The sequence below is a fragment of the Nostoc flagelliforme FACHB-838 genome, from assembly GCF_014698065.1.
Lineage (GTDB): Bacteria > Cyanobacteriota > Cyanobacteriia > Cyanobacteriales > Nostocaceae > Nostoc > Nostoc flagelliforme_B.
Genome location: NZ_JACJSI010000126.1, coordinates 1 through 18,060, shown reverse-complemented (window position 1 = coordinate 18,060; position 18,060 = coordinate 1). Strand labels below are relative to the sequence as shown.

The window sequence follows — 18,060 nt, the reverse complement described above, 5'->3', positions numbered from 1 at the left end:
ATCAAAACCCTGAAATCCTAGTAATGGATCTAAATTTATGCACCCAATTGAGTTTAAGAAAAAGTGGCAGTTAACTTACGACGAGCTTGCACAAGTTTTAGGTTATCAAAGTGATTACACTGTCCGTTGCTGGGGGATAAATGGAAAACGCAAGCGCAACCCTCAACAAGTTGTCTATGTCGCTTGCAGACTTCTTGATGAGAAATGGTCAGCGCAGGGGAAACTTGTGGATTCTTACCTCTGATTATTTATATGATTGGGGCAAATATCGGCAAAACAGTGAACAGTAAACAGTTATCAGTGAGCTATTTGTCCCGCTTGTCTAAGTCACTGAACAATAAACAGTTTTTCTCCCTGTTCTAAACCTACGATGATACGTCTGATAACTGATAACTGATAACTGGTTTAAGCCTGTTTGCCCCAATCACTATATATTGCCCTTCATCTTTGATTTGGGTCAGTCCCCAAACGCTTTTCTACCCGTTGTAGCTTGACATTGCTATAACCAGTACGCTGCCAGATAGCTTGTAGATAGTTATTGAAATCATCCGAGATTTTTACCGGAATAAATTGATTCAGTGAAAAGAACATTGACAAAGCAAATATTGTCGTAATCAACCCCATCATTCCATATTGGCTTAGGGGTTCAGAGCGATAAACCTCTTTCTCTATAGTGATGGGTTTCGGGGGAGGGGTATTCTTCAACTCCTGAATAACCGTAGTCAAGTTCTGAGTATGATTCAACAGTTGATTCCCGTTCTGTTTTAGCCGCAATACTTCGCTTTTCAGTCCTTTGAACTCTAAGCTCTCTAATGTCACTGATGACTTGGGCATATTCTTTAACTGTGTCAGTAAGGGAGTTAATTCTTGTCTCAAGTCTTCGTTGTTCTTCTCGTACTCGCTCGATGAGAGATTCTGATTCTTCAATTCCTTCGTCAGGATCTCGATTGTCGCTATCGCTTGATTGAGGAGTTGACTCTGAATTAAATTCGTCTGTGACCATGCAAGTAACTCCGCCCTATCCCTTTCACGTTCAGTTTTTTGTGACTGCTTAAAACTTTCAAACTCTCTATATAATCTGCCCAGTGCTATCTTAACCTCACCCAGTTCACTGCTCTCTATTGAATCGGCAGTTTCAGAATGAGGATTGCTGTGATTGCCGTTGCCATTATTGTTGTTTATCATTAGTTTTCTTTTGACCCCGACGAGAAGTAGATGCAGTGACTTTCGCTTGCTTTGAAGTTGAGGTGTTCGACTCAGCAGCAACCAGAACAAGAGGTTGTTGTAACCCCAGATAAGCTCCAGCCTTTTCAAGTTCTGGTTTAGCCTGATCCAAAAATCCACTCACTAACAGATAATCTCCAAAGGGAAATCCATTCTCTTCTGTAGCAGCCGAGTAAGGCAGACCTTTCTCTGTCAACGTGTCAAAGGTCGAGTAGTCTAGCTCTGGCATCTCTATTTCTATGCCTTTTAGTTCCGAAATAGCTGCCGATGTTTTACTGTTCTCCCAGCGCTGAAAACCTGAACCTTTATCCCAGCACAGATTTTTCACTACGACATAATCTGCTTTATCGCCACAGAACTCAGCCATAGTTTTTAAGCTAGTGATCACCGAATACCCAAGGTTAAGCACAGTCACCAGCGTTACCTGATAACCCAAATCACCTGCAATCTTAAATAGCCCAAACTTACTGATAATCTCCCTGGTTTTATTACTTGATGCCCCCGGCATATCTACTATTATTGAGTCGGGTGATTCCGCTTTTATTTCCGTAAAGAAGCGTTTAGCCTCTGCTACCTCTAGGAAGTTTAACAGCCTTACCCCTGAGCCAAAATTTTGATAGTACTCGTACAGTTCTGGATTCTCTGTATCTGCGTCATAAGCTAGATAATTAATGCTTTTATTGTGCATTACATCCAGTAACAAGCGAGTAAAGGCAGTCTTACCTGTACCACCCTTGCCCCCCAGTATCATCACGATGCGTTTCATATTTCACTCCTATCAGTGATATTAAATTGGGCAGAAGTCTTAGGTGTTGTTTTTTTACGTTTCGTAGTTTGAGGTGCTGAAGGTGAGGATACTTCACTACTATCAAGTAGTGAACTATCTGGCTCTACTGCTGGAACATCATTATTAGTTGTGGTTGAAGAATCAGTTGATTCTGGCTCGGAGTCAGAATTAACTGATTCTTCAACCGCTTTAGATGATGATGAATTACTCGAATTATTGTCAGTTGATGTCGAAGCTTTTTTATGAAAACTCTTCAAACCACTGGCCGCCAGTTCGACCCCATGATCTTTAAACACATCAGAAACATCTTCATACGAGTAGCCAGCGTCTAACATATCTTGAATAGGTTTAGCCAAACTGAGGACTAAATCTGACAGGCTAATAGTCTTAGGAGTCGCTGCTTTCTGTTTCAGACTGGTTTGAATATCTTCTATTTTTGATAAAGGAACAGCTTTTGGTTTGCGAGACATAGCCACCAGTAATAACAAATCACTTCATTGTAAAAAACTCGCGGTCAGAAAAAGTTTAAGTTTCTTGTCGTGATGTGACGAATATCAATCAATATGGGTTTATATCCTCGTGAGGTAGACTAGTCTAAAAAAGCAGTTACCCATGAATCAACATTCTTAGTATCAAAGGCTGTTAGCAGCATTGTTAAACAGACCCTGCCCTCGGTTACGCCGAGGTTGTTGCACAGAGTCAATCGTTGTGAGGCAAAGTCTTAGACTCCCCCAGTCTCCTGTTGTGCCTCCTGGCTCTCGTTACTCCAGTCCTGTCGTGGGGGCATAGGCAAGCAATACGCCGTAACGCGCTACCGCGCTCCTTTTCCTGCGGGAAAGCGTCGTGTTTGCTTGTTGGGGGTGTCCCCCAAACCCCCAAAAAACCGTTCTTTTCAAGGGGTTAATAAGTCAAGAGAGTTCCGGGTTATTCGCCTACCTGCTCGGCGCAGAGCGCCGTAGCAGCTACAGCGAATAACCCGGTTAAAAAGAAAAAATCAAATAATCAAACTCCTAACTAGTTATGCAAGCCGACCCTCGTACCAATCTCAGTAATCAACTAGCTGACACATTAAACAATCGGTCAGTAGCACCAGATGAAAAGCGAGAAGTAACCATCACGTTTAGGGCTAGCTATGCCGAGAAAGCTAGACTAGAGCAACGGTGTAGTGGAGTGGTGCAAAGCGACTATATAAGAGCGAGATTATTTGACTACCCTCTACCACATCCTAAATTAGTCATACCCGAAGTGAACCGACAGGCTATCTACGAGCTAAAGAAGATTGGTAACAACCTGAATCAGCAGACTAGGGCTATTAACGAAGCCGTGAAAATTGGTAGTCAACCGTTGACGGTGGAGGTGAAATCATATCTGAAAACTCTTGAAGAATTGGTGGAACTCTTAGAACAAACTCGCCAACAAATTACCCAACCTATATCGAGTGATGATAATGGTAAGCTCGATAAGCAGGTAACTAGAGAGTAGCTGATTTATGCCAGAAAACGATGACAAAAAAACTGAGCTAATCAACGTAGCCAGCCAGCTTATTACAACTCGATTCAAGCCTAGTTACCACGAAATTGGAGCAGCTATACTCACCCGCTCTGGTCAAGTCTTTTCTGCTGTACATATAGAGGCGACTGTGGGAAGAATTGCTGTGTGTGCCGAAGCAATTGCTATTGGTATGGCTGCTACTGCTGGAGACACAGAAATTGAAATGATTGTAGCAGTTAATAGAGATGGTCAGGTTGTATCGCCCTGCGGTATGTGTCGAGAGTTAATAGCGGATTATGCACCAGATGCCAAAGTAATAGTTCCAGGCGAAGCTGGTTCGATGCTTATTACTATTAATGACTTACTTCCCAATAAATATCACAGATAGAATCAACCCTATCAGAGCATATCCGTGTCTCTCTATTAGAGGTTAAGAGTAAAGCTTTCGTCGATTATACACAGGATACTCTTACATTTAACCAAAGTAATATCTAGGTGTTAGAGGCGGAGAGATGATTACTAAAGTCAAAGCTAACAAATCATTTCGTGGCACTACTAAATATGTGCTTGAGAAAGAGAAAGCCAAAATTATTGGCGGGAATATGTATGGTAAAAGCACCAATCAACTGGTCGAACAGTTTACCTTATCAGCCCATCTTAACTCGCAGCTAAAAGACCCATGCTATCACCTAATGCTTAGTGTACCGAAAAATGATAGAACGCTAAAGGATGACGAATTAGCTAATCTGTCCCAACGTCACTTAGCATCCGTCATTGTACTATCGCGGCTTCAAGGTGATGAATCCCAAGTTAAACAGCCAGAAAAAAGAATATCAGATACCAAACTAAGACAGCTAATTGATGACTTTATAGAAACTGAACTACCAGCTTATGACTTCTTTATAGCGCGACACTCAGACAAAGAACACGACCACACCCATATCGTTGCATCTAGAGTCAATAACCTAGATGGTAAATCCATTCGCACCTGGAACAATTACGCCCATTCCGAACACTCTGCCCGACTACTAGAGCGAGAATTTCAGCTTACCCCAGTCCAAAGTAGTTGGGAGAGCAAGCAAAAGGCTATGACTCGTAATCAACTTGAACGAGTCGAGCGCGATGGACTTCCAGGCGAAGAAATAATGCGCCGAGCAATTGAGCAAGTGGCAGTAGATAAACCTACAATGCCCCAGCTAATTGAGCAGTTATGGAGAGAGCATCAAGTCAAAGCCATCGTCAGTTATTACGGTCACGGTGGGGTAAGGGGTATCAAGTTTGGTATTGATATTGGCTCAGTTAATGAAGATGGTAGCCCCCGCTTGCTCTGGAAACAGGGAGGTAATCTCAATAAATATAAGTGTTCTTTCGGCAAGCTTCAGACAGAATTGGGGATAAACTACGACCCAAAAAGGGACGATAGCGAAATTAAACGTTTAAATAGTTCCTTAGAATCTGTAGATAATAACCAAGTTCATCAACAGCTAATATCAATCATATCACCTAAAAAAGCTCAACATTTAGCCGAAACTAAACACCAGATAAACCCAGCTAAATTAGATGCGGAACAACGAGCAAATTCAGAACTCATCAATACAATTTCTGACTTTATTGAACAGTCAGCAGTTGATGATACCTTAAGTGAAACGTTACCACAATTAGCAGAACAACTGTCTCAATATAACCAGCAGCTAGCTAATAATAAAACCACATTAGATGACTTTGGATCTGCGATTGCTGATAAGGAACAACAACTTTTATCACAAAGAGCAGTGGATGCAATCGCTGAAAATATTGAAAAGTCAGTAGTTGAATCAGCATTAACTGAAACAGTATTAGAATTAACTCAACAACTTTCTCAATATAAAGAGCAACTTGTTATAGCTAAAACTACATTCAATGACCTGAATGCAGTGCTTGCGACTGAGTTACAATCATATCTAGAGAAAAGAGCTATTTCATCAATTTCTGATTATGTTGAACAATCGACTGTCTCTTCAGCATTAACCCAAACAGTATTAGAATTAACACAACAACTTTCTCAATATCAGCAGCTATCAGCCGGAAGAACCATATTCGACGACCTGGAAGCAGCGATTGTTTATTTGGAGCAACTTCATAGATCACAAAAACCAGTGGATGCAGTTGCTCTTAATAAAGCTCAAACTCTAGCCACAGATAAACGAAAACTAACCCCGAATCAAACAGCCGAGTTATATCAGTATTACAGTGCCGACTTGCAAAACTTATTAGTGACTGACCGAGATAAAGAAATCGCCAAGAGAGCGCTTATAGATGAGAAATCAGCCCTGGAGGTTGAAGAAATTCTCCAAGCCAGTCCAGCCGGATGGACACAAGATGAAGCCAGAGAATTGGTACTAATCGCTAGCAATCAACTGGCAACTCAAAAGTCAGAAGCAGAACAGTTACTTGACCAAAAGCAGCGTCAAGAATCAGAATTATTAGCTATAGCTGTACCTATTGCTGTTGAATTAATCAACTGGCAATTAAGAGAAAGTGGTGAGAATAGTCTTAGATTTAAACGTGCAACTTTAGATAAACAAGATAGAGAATTGGTGTTTACCCACGATGAGCGAGGTGAAATTTTTCGAGTATCCGTCAACAGAAAACAGTCAGGTGAGCTTGAATATTCACCAATTAATGTGGGGGAAATAGAAAGAGAAGACCTAATGCTTTGGCAAGAGGCAGACCGCGTATTGCAACAATTAATAGAAGAGTCAGAGCGACAAGAAAGAAAACAGACTAAAGGGATGTCTCTCTAGGTCATGGCGCAACTCTTAACCACTTCGCTCAAATAGGCAGTGTCTGCCATCTGTGAGACGTTAGAAGAAAACGCCTTTTGTCAATCAGCTAAAATACTCAAAATAGTCTTAGTAAGAATGATAATCGTGTGTGGGGAGGGGGGAGGAGGCAAGCGTCGCTTGCCTCCTCCCTCTATTTGATTATCATTAGAATCGTCATAGCTTTAATCAGGTAATAATGGCAGTATGTGGACTTGTCAGATTGCGACTTAATTGCTCATGGTTTTTCTCTGTTAAGACTTGAGTTTCCCTGAAAAAAAATAAATTTTTATTCTTTCTATCTTTCCCTTGCTAACTAATAATTTAGATCGAGTCATTCCCTCAAAATCTTATTGTTGCGTCTACTAAGCACTGGCGATCACACTTTGTTACAATAGCTGAAACTTTTGTATAGCAACTATTTCGCATTTTTGATAAGTCTAAAAGATTATACTTTCCAAACATACTCTAAGTTGCCTTGTCCAAACCAGGGAAGTTATGTGACAATTTAAAGCGAATTATCCTCGCAGAGTCAGTCATTTTCCATCTCTTCAGAGGAAATTAGGTTTTTGTCCTTTTGATTAAAGAGTCAAAAAAACATGAAGGATAAACAAAAAAAACGGTTGTAAAAATTGCAGTTGCTCTGATTTCAGTTTTGGGGATGACTGCAATTGGTGTTGGTTCTACTTTCGCTGGTGCAAACAAACAATATCAACCTGTCGATGATACGGTAGAATGCCAAGCGTATTCAGATAGTGATTACGTAAATTACGTAGAATCTTACGGTATCAGTAATCGTGCGTGTAATTGGAGGGTAAGGAAAAACTATAGGGGGTATTACTGGTACAACGCGGGACCATGAGTGCTGATTAAATCGGCAATTAGGACGACCTCTAGGAAGTCGCCCTAATTGCAAACAAATAGAAAACCGATAATTCGTCTATTCTAAACTTCACACACTGATAATCATGGAAACACTAACAGCCGCCGCAGTAGCCACCCTCCTCCTCACCAAGATGATTGAAAAAGTCGGGGAAAAAATGGGCGAGAAGTTGCCAGAACTAGGAAGTAAGGCTCTCGAACAGATAGGAAAACTCAAGCAAGCGCTATGGCGAAAAGCACCAGAAACAGCTAGCGCTATTGAGCGAGTCACCTACCAACCGGAATTAGTGGAACAGCAACCAGAGGAATATGGTATCCAAGTGCTGACGGCAAAAATGGAGTTAGTAACCAAACAAGACGCAGAGGTAGCCGAAGTTGTCAATGCACTAGCAGCAGAAGTTTTACCACGGATACCCCAAAAAGTAGTGCAAGTAATGATGGTGGGGATTAAGGGTAAAAGCTTAACGGCTCAAGATTTGATTCAGGAAGCAGCATCAGGTAGTACCAATGTTAATCAGCAGATGTTGAAAGATGTAGAGTTGGAAGGAGATATCAGTTTGGGTAATTTGAGCCAAAAAGCGTAAAAGCGTAAAATAAAAATAGAGAAGTATGCACCAACACATTAGTTGTCATTGTGTAGCCCTGTTCTGTCACTTTGGGGCAAGTCAATGTCTGAAAGCTTTTGAGAGATTTGCTTTTCAGCTTTTTGCTATAAATTTTAGTTTCTGTTAGAAAATAAAAGCTCAAGACTTTATTAAATCAAAGTTTCAGAGTTTCGCTCCGATTATTTTTTTCCACAAGTGACATAAGAGGGGTAGGCGTTACACGTAGCTATGCCGCAGGCTAGGGTATGGAGCAACGCCAAGTAGAGCGATCGCAAGGGCTAAGATTGCTACTCTTCGAGAACGCTTTCAGCGATCACTCCACTCCGTTTGGCTTGCAATGAAAAAATATGCTCGCCAGATGCAATTTAAGCATTGGGGATATCCAACAGCAAAGTATTGAATATGACAAATAAGTCGTCAGAAGAAAACCCACACCCTATAACAAATGAGCAGGGAGCGTTTGATAATGTTAACGCGCGTGATATCTCCGTAGGCGGCGATATAACTCAAGAAAGTAATACTACTAATAATAATAATACTAATAATATTACTATTACTATTACAACATCTTCACTTTCGCCGCAGCAAGACAATGAAACAGAACAATCGTTTGCCCAGAAAGACCAGCAAAATTATCAAGTAACTAGCTCTTCTACAAAAAAAACAATTCCCCCCAACAATTTGAATACACATCCAAGCAACCTTGATGAAGATTACTTTGTTGGACGGGAGGCAATACTCGAAGAGCTAAAACAAGCTTTAGAAAATAAAAACAACGTTTTCATTACTGGTAGAAGCGGAGTTGGCAAATCAGAATTAGCACGTCAATATGCTCAAAAACATCGCGCTCTTTACCCAGGAGGAATTTGGTACATAGATGCACTGAAGAAAGATATTTTCAGGGATTTAGAGCAAGGCTATCGAAAGATATTAAAAGAAGATATATCTGCACCAGATGATGAAATAGATAAAAAGCTTAATTTTTACTGCGACCGTTGGAATAATCAATCATCTGAAGAGCGCGTTCTTATTATACTGGATCATTTTACAGAGAAAGATTACAATTACTTAAAACCTTATCTATCTAACAACGAAAAATTATTTAAGGTTTTGGTGATAACTTTAGATGGTGATTGGACAGGTATTAAAAGCAAAACCTTAAATGTCTTAGAACAAACAGCATCTATCAAGTTCCTAAGTCTCTATCAAGAAGATGAGGTGAAGAACAATGGGCAAATAGCCGAGCAGATTTGTAACCACTTAGAAAATTTGCCATTAGTACTGGAATACGTGGCAAATAGCTTAATGCCGACTTATGATATTAAAAAAATTTGCGAACAAATAAAAAACATAAATATAATATTCTCTAATGATGAAAAGATAAATTCTATTTTTGAATTGGATTGGCAGCATTTAAATACCGAAACAAAAATTTTTTCATGCTTATTAAGCTTGGCTAGTTTTACTCCGATTCCTGTCGCTTTAGGAGAAGCTCTAGCAGAGAAATTCGATGTCACTGAGTGGGGAACCCTCAGTTCAAAAGAAATGAGAAAAGTGCTGCCTATTCTAGTCAAGAGATATATGATTAAAAAGATTCCAGGCAATACCCATCAATTTCACCCAATTGTGCAATATTTTCTTCGATACAAGCTGGTAGAGTTGAATAAAGATCGGGATATTTTAGATTTGATTCAGCGTGAATTCCCAGAGTTAAGTCAAGATGTAAACGTATTAATAAAAAAAATGGAGCAATTATTTTGCCAAGTGATAGCGGAAGAAGCTAGAAAAAGTAAAATATTGCCTAATCCAACACAAAATGATCTAGAAGAATTTAAATATTTCATTCCTCATATCATAAGAGTTGTAACGGATATGGAACCAAATTTGGAAGATGAAGATTTGGTTGATTTGTTTACTTGTCTAGGCAGACATTATCAAGATAATGGACACTATACAGAAGCAATAAACCAGTATAAAGAGTGTCTTAAAATTATTAAAGAGAGGCTAGGTGAGCAACACCCCTATATTTTCAAAATTCAGAATGCTCTAGCATATATATATTTATTGTCTGAGGAGTATGAAAAGGCTGAATCACCTTATACAGAAGCATTAGAAGGGGGTAAACGATGGCTTGAGGAAAATCCTGATAGTTCGCAGTATAGAGAAACCGAGCTTAATTTTGCAATAAGTAAAGATTATTTGGGTTATCTCTATCTCTGCCTCTATCTCCGGCACAAATTCTGTAACGAAAACGAAGCCAAACTTTTCCTTAACAAAGCTGAACTTCTCCTTAAGGAAGCTGAAAAACTGTTTGCTGAAGAGAAGCCTAATGCAGAATATCAAGATGATATACCACGCAACTTAGATCACCTAGCAATGTTCCACCGTTTACAAAAACAATGGAATAAAGCAGAAGAATTTTATAAAAAAGCACTAGAAATCCGCGAAGGACAGCAAAAAGAACATCCGATTTTAGCTGAAAGCTATCACAACTCAGCCACAAACTACTTTGACTGGGCGATTTTTTACAGTTCAACGAAGGAAAACGAAGACAATGAAAAAGCAAAACAAAACTACAAAAAAGCCGAGGAACTATACCTTAAGGCTCTAGAGATTAAAAAAAAGTTTTATGGAAAAAAGAATATCAAAGTAGCTAAAACTTTAGATCAGTTGGCTAAAACTTATGAAGGACTATGTGAAGATGATAAAGCTATAGAGAAGTATAAAGAGGCTTTAGATATTAGAAAAACAATCTGGGATAAGCACTTAGATGTCGCAGAGAATATGAAAAACTTGGCTGATTGCTATCTTTATAAAGAAAACTATGAGTATAGTTATGAGTATGCTAAGGATTGGTTTCGTCAAGCATTGGACTTAATGGAATCAATAGAGAAATCTAAAGATTGGAAACGTTTGATTCAAAAGATATATGACGAATTAGACTATTTACGAGAATCTGATATTAATGCTGAATCCCTCTTTAAGCGAGCGTCAAACTTGCTCGGATCGTCCCTGGATTCTAGTAGCCTGTCAAAAAGATTTTGACAGGCGGAAAAAGGGTAAAGGTTTTAAACCCTTTCCCCTTTCCCTTTCCCCAGTCTCCACCTGTCAATATTTGCGTGGCGAGTTTTACTCTGTCGTAGTTTGGCGGAATTCAAAACAGCTTATCAACATACTCTTCCAGGTCTTTCCGCTTAACTCGCCAGCCTTTACCAATGAGCTTGGCTTTCAAGTCACCTGATGTAATTGCATCCCGTAAGAATTCTCTAGATAACCCAGTTAAAGCCTGTGCCTCAGCGATGGTAAGCAGTAATTTATCAGCTATTGGTACTAGGGGTAGGTGATGGAGAATTGGGGTAGTTTAAATTAATTATTGTGTTATCACGCCATATTTAGCCTTGTTTATATTCCGAACAGCTTCGAGAGCCTCGTCAAGAACTTCAGGCAGATGGGCTGTTAATTCGCTGAGGATGATCGCACGATTGGAACCATCTTTAATATTGCGAGCAATTTGCAGAGCTTCGGGCAGCAGTTTTGGAAATTTAGAAGCTAGAGCCATCATAGCTTTCGCTCGCGCAAAATCATCTTCAATATCACGAGTAGTTTCTAGAGCTGATGGCAACAGTTCTTGTGGCAAATGATTAACTAGTGCCTTTACTGCCTTGGCGCGGGCTAACTCATCTTCAATCGCGCAGGCCGTTTCTAAAGCTTCAGGCAATAGTGCAGGTGTTAAGTAGCTTGCTAATTCTTTCAAGGCTTTAGCACACGCCAAATCATTTTTATGGTGGCGCTCGCGCATTGAATCATTTTTATGATTTGACAGAGCCTTACAAGTTTTCTCCAACTCGTCAACTTTTTTTTCTAAACTATTACTATTATCTTTAATTGCCTTATACGAGTCTAGGTAAGCGGTTAATGCCTTAATTAAAATATCAGTTTTAGTTTCTCCCGTAACTTGGGTGTACTCTTGAACCCTTTTTAATAAATTGGCAGAAATTCTAGCTGAGATAAAGTTATCACTAGTCATAATAAATACCTTTAATAATTCCGACACTTTTTCTCTACACTTCTATCATCAGATATTTATTACCTATCTTCAGGAATATTTTTTTACGCCTCACACGCACCCTTGTGAAGTTGTGTTAGAGTTCTTACTATAACACTGTAACACGGTGTTATACAAATTTACAAAACTGTATGGGTGCTGTTAAAAATTGAGCTATTTAGGGTGGCTACAGGGATTGTATAAATTTAATATTAAGAAGAAAAATTTACGGAATTTTACAATTTTAACATTCTACTTATGAGCCTGCAAAATCGAACTGTTGGAGTAGTATTTCAATGGATTACGCGTCATAAAGGAATATTTGTTACATTTTTACTTGCAGTAATTATTCCTGCAACGATACCAGAAATTAGGAATTATTTGCTCAGTTTACCAACTCAAGAATATCCAAAACACAGCAATCTGCCAACAATTAAATTACCGTCTCAACCAAAAGAAACGTTAAAAACGACGATTCGGTTAGGTGGATCTACAAGCATGGTGAGATATAGTGAGCATTTAGGACTTCAAGCTCATAATACTAATAAAGACATAGAAATAGATTGGAAAAACAACCATGATGGCTCGGATGATGGTATTAAAAAAGTGTTAAGTGACAAACTTGATGTTGCAGCGTCTTCTCGTCCATTGACAACCAAAGAAAAGGACGAATTAGTACAAAATCCCATAGCGGTTGACAAAATAGTTTTTGTAGTTAGCAAAGATAACCCTATCGATAATTTGAGTCAGGAGCAAGCCAAAAAAATCTTCCAATGTAAAATAACCGATTGGTCAGAAGTTGGCGGAAACCATAAGCCGATAAAAGTAATAAATAGGGCAAAAAATAGCGGGACTCGCAAATTATTTCAAGAATTTATTCTGAATAAAGAAGAGTTTTGTGATGATACAGATAAAGTCATAACCTTATTGCAAGATAAAACAACCGTCATTATTCCTATGATTGGTCGTCAAGGTATAGGCTACGGCACTTATACCCATCTAAATCAAAGCAAAGATAAGGTAAAACTGTTAAAAATTGATGGCATAGCACCATCTGAATTAAATTATCCTATTAAAAGGCAATTGTATTATGTTTATAAAAACCCTCAAAATTCATCTGTTAAAAAATTTTTAGACTACATTAATTCATATGAAGGAAGAAAAATCATTGAAGGCGAATCGGAAAGAAACGACAGGTAATAACAGATCATGATTAAGAGGCTTGCAGTCCCTTCCTAATTTTATTGTTCCAACCCCCACATACTCCGCAAGTTAATCCTAATTGAGAGATTATGGGACGAAGTTAAAAGACATTTTGCGTGGGAAAGCTTTGGAACGTTAGATGAATTAAGACAATTTATCTGGAAGCGTTTGGAGAAATTAAACACATCAATCGTTACTTCTATTACTGGTTGGTATTTTATTCTTGAAGCTTTATTTGCATCAAATTTTTCGTGAATTGGTATAAGCTAATAGTATGCCTTGCGTTGTTGCAAAGCAGCACTACTATTGGCATTGAGCCGAGATTCGTCAAATTTCAAAAGTTTTCGGTCTACTGAAATTATGTTCTCTGGTATCTGAAGATGTTGACTAAAATGAAAAGCTCCATTATTTAGCTGAATAATATGTATATCTTGGGCATAAGTGGCAGAAAATTTTTCTAAAAAAATATTAAAACAAGCTGCATTCAAATGAGAAAATATACCAGCTTCAAATTATGATTCAAAGCATAACAGCATTCTGATACCTTACTCCTGCTCGACTCAACTGAAAACTTCACTTATCGCGCCTGCTATAAGGCACATTCAGCAAATCAATCGCTCGTTTTTTTGCTGCCTCCCCACGCCTATCGTATTTACTTGTAGTATTTGGCGACGCATGACCTGCAAGTTTCGCTACCGTGACAATATCTGCACCAGCATCCAATAGATTACCGATAAAAGTTCTTCTAAAATCATGAGGTGTAAACGCATCCACATCAGCTTTTTCCCCGCGTCGTTGCAATGCCCGTAACACACCCTGCTCACTCATCCGTCTTGGTATGATTTTATTTGCCTTATTTAAAGGATAAAAAAGCGCCCCTGGTGCTTTACCCCGAATCAGCAACCAATCAAGGACTGCTTGCACACCAGCTTCAGGTAGGTAGACAATTCTTTCCTTCCGTCCCTTAGCTTCCCGTATTGTTAATGACCGAGTGCGCGGTTTAAAATCACTCAAATCAAGGTAAGTTACCTCACTGCGACGCAATCCTACGGTCAAAACTGCCAGTAGTGCCGCATCCCTTCGACCCAATGTTGAGTCATCTTGAATACAATCAGACCACAACGCAGAGATTTCTTCGACATCAAGTTCGCGCCCCTTCAATAAACTTTGGCCCCGCACGGACTCAATATCAGCTGCTCTTCCATACTCATCTGTGGACATTAACCCCAACCGCCATGCTTCCTTAAGCGTCCGCCGTAATGCACATAGCATTTTGTTTGCCATCGCCGGACTGTATTTTTCCATCAGCACTGACCTAACTGCGGCTGTGTGCTGGTAACGCAACTTTGACCAATCCAAGGTGCTTGCATCACAAGTACCACTAGTTAGTAGTTGAGCGATCGCATTTAACGCCTCGCGCATTGTGCGCCGCGAACCTTCACCTAAACTGTTTAGATACACCTCTGCTGGGTGCATGGTAATGGGCAGAGGCTCTGTCAGTGCGAGAGATTCAGGGCTAAAATTGTCAGCGATCGCGCGGGTGTTCACGGCTTATCTGGTAGGTGCTAGTGAATAAATCCTCCCTCAAAAAGAGCTTCCTGTATACCTCCCAGCCCTTAATTGGTGCGAGAACGACATTTCTCTTCACCTATTTTCGCCAGAAGGCGCTCTCTGCCTCTGTCGCAATCATTTATATTATTTGACGTTCGTATCGGCAAACAGCCAAAATTTCAACTGCCTATGGATATTATTCAGTGTCATCCAGGCGAAATTTATGGGGATTTTTCAGAATGAATATACCGTTAGACTTGATTAAGTCACCCGTGCAATAAACGGGTAGGCGTTCTTGGTAAGCCTTCAGTGCCAGGATGTAGTCACGATCAGCTAATTCAGTGTGGATGGGACGCAGTTTATCAACAACAACGCCCAGGAAGGTAATTTCTCCACTCAGGTGATCTGCGTTGGGTGTGGCAATGTGCGTGACGACTGCTTGAATGGTGGTATTAGGTGCATTTGTAATTAAGTCACCCAAAATTGACTGTTGATCTCTGGTTTCTGCCAACGCCAGAGTTTCGACGACTTCCGCCATGCGACGAGAGAAGTCGATAATTTCTCCTTTGAGGGGAAGTAGAATTTCAAAACCGTCTAGAGTCCAAATGGAAGCTTTATCACCATGACGTTGCTGTTGCTGCCAACCATGCCCAACTAAGTAAGCTTCTACTTGTAGCGGGTCGATATATTTAAATTTATCCACATCCGGGAAGATAGCTGTCATAAGGTTTCTCCAACGGCGATGCGTGACATTATGGTTTTGAGTGCGTCGGGGCTAAATATATTTTGACGCTTAATTTCCACAGTGATGTTCGTCTTGTTATCAACAGGTGGTTGTCCGCGCAACGATAGCCAGTATCCGCAGCGTTTGAGGGATATGGATTCTTCGGTTTGGGATAACCAGTCACTAACTTCTTCTGGCACTAAAACAACTATTAATAGTTGTGGCACGAAGGGGTCATCTTCCCGGAGTTCATCATAGTTTTTGACGCTGAGTCGGTATTTGATGGATGTTTCTCTCTTAACATCTTGGGATGTAGATTTAATTTGTACGTCAAATCTCGGCAGACGCTTGGAGTTAAGTTTTCCTGGTACGGTAATTGTAGCGTCGATGCCGCTATCATCTAACCTACGTGTGGCTGCTTGCAAGGAGTAGCCAGCAGTTGCAGTGACGGCATACACATAAGCGTAACTGAAATCTTCTTTTTGGGTATTGAGGCTCATTATTTACTTTGAAGGGTTGCTCAACATTGTGATTAACCGTTTAATTTGCCCAACCCGCTTACGTTGGTCATAGCGGCGCTTGGCTTCCGTGGTAATTTTTTCTGTAAGCGCATTGTCAGTACTAGCAACAGTCCAGGCAGCTTCTAAAAAGACCTCAACTGTGATGCCTAATTCTTTACAAAACCGTGTCAATTCTTGGTCGAGGTCTTTTTCTAGAACGATTGCCGAATGTCGCCGAGTTTGGGGGTATTTTTCGAGTTCGGCTTTGAGTTCAGCTATAGTGTCAGCTGTAGCAGCAGTTGAGTTGGCAAGTTCTGTAACTGGGGTGGGTTGTGGCAATGAGTTTTGCTCCTGTGCTTGAGCTTGGGGCTGTTCTTGAGTCAGAAGTGCATCCTGACGTGGTGTAACTGTTGGGCGATTGCGTTTGTTGCGTAGTTGGTTGAGTACGTTATCTGACATTTTTATTTGCTCCCAATATCCGTGCGGATTTTATCGATTAAGATTTCAAATGGATATTCCAGGTCGGTGTATCCCAACTGCGAGAGGGTTGTACGTTTGTTGATGGCCTGCTTGTAACGTTCTGACTCGCGGATTGAAGGTAGAACTAACTTTTCGCCAACTTCGTCACGCATTCCATCTACAGCAGCCCGACTTTCTTGCGCTTGGGTGTTACCAAACCAGCGATCGCGGAAGGGTAGTACACCTAAGATTGAGGCATTCGTCGCTCCGACATCTCGCAAGCCGCTTAGTAAGTCGAGCGTCCGCACGAGCGAACCGTAACCTTTGACCGATGCTTCTGCGGGGATGATTAAAAAATCTGCTGCGCCAATCACTGTTAAACAAATTTGCGATCGCTGGGGTGGGGCATCGATAATGCAAACTTGGAAAATTTGGCTGATGGCTGACAATCGTCGCTTGAGTAAGGTTGCACCTACTCCACTGTTAGATAAATAATCTTGTACGGTATCGAGTTGGTCATCGGCGGGGATAAGAAATAAATTGTCGTTGTCTTGAGTCGGGTAGATGCAGTCTTCTGGTGCGACTGTTTTTTTCAGAAACTCTAATAGGGTTGGTTGGTTGGGTGACAACTCGAACCCCAGATAGGTAGTCAGATTATGTTGGGGGTCGGAGTCGAGCATTAAGGTCGTGAACCCCTGGCGTGATAGCAGCCGACCAAGGAACAGAGCAGTTGTCGTCTTGCCCTGACCGCCACTCAACGAGCTTACGGTAATTGTCAGCATCTCTATTTTGATTAATTTATTAAATTAGCCAATTAACTTAAGCTCATTTAATTATTTTGTCAATTAATTATTTTGTCAATTACTTAATTTAGCTTTTTAGCTAAAGCTAATTTGACAAAATTAGCTTATTGCAAATTTAGCTTTTTAGCTAAAGCTAGTATTAGGGCCAGATGCAGCAGATGGTAACTTAAGCACGGAATTTCTTACCAATGGCAGCCACAGCCCAGCGACAGCAAGAGATTTGAGAGCCAGTGTTGTTAACCTTTCTTGCAAGGTCGAGGCTTACATAGATAATTTGGGCAATTTTCGATAAAAAAGATAGATAAAAGTCGAATGGCACGAAGAAAAGCGCTAACCCTTGATATTACTGGTTTTTGGGTGTGGGGTGTAGGGAATTAAGAAGAGTAAGCTCTGTTTCACACTCGTCCGTTGAATGTCTCTTAACACTACACCCCACACCCTACCCCCAACACCCTGCCCTGGCGAAGTTTCACCTTTTCTTCGTGCCATTCAGATAAAAGTCTATTTGACACTTTTTAGTTAGTAAACGTGAAAATGCAAACTTTTGCAGAGCCACAAAGTTACTTGTTTAGTATCTGTTGCAGGTCTTCAATCACAGGAATTGATCGTGTTGCTAGCTTGCCTTTGGTGTTTTCTTTTGTCAAGGTATAATATATTACGATATTTTTACCTTTGTTTATAATACAGTAATCCGGTTTGATTTTTGAAAAAATTCAGTACACTTCTACTTGTCTGCTCTATTGCCTACCTCTAAGAGTAATTTCATGAATCAAATAGGACTGTTATATGTTTGTATAAATAAGATTTAAGAAAATATGTATAGAAAAATTGGTGAATTACAACTACGGTTATCAGAAAGAAAAGAGTGTTTATACAGGACTTACGCAACTGGCACAATGCGAGCGCCAATTACTAGTACATAAGTATTATTTGAATCTGATTCCGAATGCCTTGTATTTGTAATAAAAGCTGGTGTATTGGAAGC

Annotated in this window: 17 protein-coding genes; 7 read left to right on the top strand and 10 right to left on the bottom strand. The window is 40.1% G+C overall.

What is annotated here, in order from left to right; genetic code table 11:
* Positions 1-37 precede the first annotated feature (37 nt).
* Entirely contained in the window at positions 38-244 is a 207-nt protein-coding gene (locus tag H6G97_RS32105; RefSeq protein ID WP_190944519.1) for a hypothetical protein, read from the top strand.
* Between the two features lie 197 nt (positions 245-441).
* Here the strand turns inward: H6G97_RS32105 and H6G97_RS32100 are convergent, their stop codons facing one another.
* Genes H6G97_RS32100 through H6G97_RS32090 form a run of 3 tightly spaced genes read right to left on the bottom strand, consistent with a single transcriptional unit; the run spans position 442 to position 2,481 of the window.
* Positions 442-1,185 (bottom strand): hypothetical protein, encoded by a 744-nt coding sequence (locus H6G97_RS32100; protein WP_190944518.1) that lies wholly within the window; start codon positions 1,183-1,185, stop codon positions 442-444.
* Positions 1,169-1,990 carry a hypothetical protein gene (locus H6G97_RS32095; RefSeq protein WP_190944517.1) on the bottom strand — a complete coding sequence of 274 codons (822 nt, stop codon included), beginning with the start codon at positions 1,988-1,990 and terminating at the stop codon, positions 1,169-1,171. The genes H6G97_RS32100 and H6G97_RS32095 overlap by 17 nt, the downstream gene beginning before the upstream one ends.
* Positions 1,987-2,481, bottom strand: coding sequence for a hypothetical protein (locus H6G97_RS32090; protein ID WP_190944516.1), 495 nt, complete (start codon positions 2,479-2,481; stop codon positions 1,987-1,989). Before H6G97_RS32090 ends, H6G97_RS32095 begins: the two co-directional genes overlap by 4 nt.
* A 550-nt stretch (positions 2,482-3,031) precedes the next feature.
* Here H6G97_RS32090 and H6G97_RS32085 point away from each other — a divergent pair.
* From H6G97_RS32085 to H6G97_RS32065, 5 genes are all read left to right on the top strand, one after another.
* The gene (locus H6G97_RS32085; RefSeq protein WP_190944515.1) at positions 3,032-3,493 is read left to right on the top strand and encodes a plasmid mobilization protein; all 462 of its coding nucleotides are present in this window, start codon (positions 3,032-3,034) and stop codon (positions 3,491-3,493) included.
* A 7-nt stretch (positions 3,494-3,500) separates the two neighbouring features.
* The gene (locus H6G97_RS32080; protein WP_190944514.1) at positions 3,501-3,890 is read left to right on the top strand and encodes a cytidine deaminase; all 390 of its coding nucleotides are present in this window, start codon (positions 3,501-3,503) and stop codon (positions 3,888-3,890) included.
* 124 nt (positions 3,891-4,014) lie between these two features.
* Entirely contained in the window at positions 4,015-6,285 is a 2,271-nt protein-coding gene (locus H6G97_RS32075; RefSeq protein WP_190944513.1) for a relaxase/mobilization nuclease domain-containing protein, read from the top strand.
* A 986-nt stretch (positions 6,286-7,271) separates the two neighbouring features.
* Positions 7,272-7,769 carry a hypothetical protein gene (locus tag H6G97_RS32070; RefSeq protein WP_190944512.1) on the top strand — a complete coding sequence of 166 codons (498 nt, stop codon included), beginning with the start codon at positions 7,272-7,274 and terminating at the stop codon, positions 7,767-7,769.
* Positions 7,770-8,192: 423 nt separating this feature from the next.
* Positions 8,193-10,835 carry a tetratricopeptide repeat protein gene (locus tag H6G97_RS32065; protein ID WP_190944511.1) on the top strand — a complete coding sequence of 881 codons (2,643 nt, stop codon included), beginning with the start codon at positions 8,193-8,195 and terminating at the stop codon, positions 10,833-10,835.
* Positions 10,836-10,944: 109 nt separating this feature from the next.
* Here the strand turns inward: H6G97_RS32065 and H6G97_RS32060 are convergent, their stop codons facing one another.
* Together H6G97_RS32060 and H6G97_RS32055 are read right to left on the bottom strand one after the other, a co-directional pair.
* Positions 10,945-11,091 carry a helix-turn-helix domain-containing protein gene (locus H6G97_RS32060; RefSeq protein WP_338421878.1) on the bottom strand — a complete coding sequence of 49 codons (147 nt, stop codon included), beginning with the start codon at positions 11,089-11,091 and terminating at the stop codon, positions 10,945-10,947.
* 69 nt (positions 11,092-11,160) lie between these two features.
* Positions 11,161-11,844: a hypothetical protein gene (locus tag H6G97_RS32055; RefSeq protein ID WP_190944510.1), complete on the bottom strand. Its 684-nt coding sequence runs from the start codon at positions 11,842-11,844 to the stop codon at positions 11,161-11,163.
* Positions 11,845-12,093: 249 nt separating this feature from the next.
* Between H6G97_RS32055 and H6G97_RS32050 the strand changes: the two genes are divergently transcribed.
* Entirely contained in the window at positions 12,094-13,035 is a 942-nt protein-coding gene (locus H6G97_RS32050; protein WP_190944509.1) for a phosphate ABC transporter substrate-binding protein, read from the top strand.
* 576 nt (positions 13,036-13,611) lie between these two features.
* Here the strand turns inward: H6G97_RS32050 and H6G97_RS32045 are convergent.
* The 5 genes from H6G97_RS32045 to H6G97_RS32025 form a co-directional block, all read right to left on the bottom strand.
* The gene (locus H6G97_RS32045) at positions 13,612-14,586 is read right to left on the bottom strand and encodes a tyrosine-type recombinase/integrase (RefSeq protein ID WP_190944508.1); all 975 of its coding nucleotides are present in this window, start codon (positions 14,584-14,586) and stop codon (positions 13,612-13,614) included.
* A gap of 199 nt (positions 14,587-14,785) precedes the next feature.
* Positions 14,786-15,313 (bottom strand): hypothetical protein, encoded by a 528-nt coding sequence (locus H6G97_RS32040; protein WP_190944507.1) that lies wholly within the window; start codon positions 15,311-15,313, stop codon positions 14,786-14,788.
* Complete coding sequence (locus tag H6G97_RS32035) at positions 15,310-15,813, bottom strand: DUF4365 domain-containing protein (protein WP_190944506.1); 504 nt, start codon at positions 15,811-15,813, stop codon at positions 15,310-15,312. The genes H6G97_RS32040 and H6G97_RS32035 overlap by 4 nt, the downstream gene beginning before the upstream one ends.
* Before the next feature lie 3 nt (positions 15,814-15,816).
* Positions 15,817-16,272, bottom strand: a complete 456-nt coding sequence (locus H6G97_RS32030) for a carboxysome distribution maintenance protein McdB (protein WP_190944505.1) — start codon at positions 16,270-16,272, stop codon at positions 15,817-15,819.
* A 2-nt stretch (positions 16,273-16,274) separates the two neighbouring features.
* Positions 16,275-17,054: a ParA family protein gene (locus H6G97_RS32025; RefSeq protein ID WP_190944504.1), complete on the bottom strand. Its 780-nt coding sequence runs from the start codon at positions 17,052-17,054 to the stop codon at positions 16,275-16,277.
* Positions 17,055-18,060 lie beyond the last annotated feature (1,006 nt).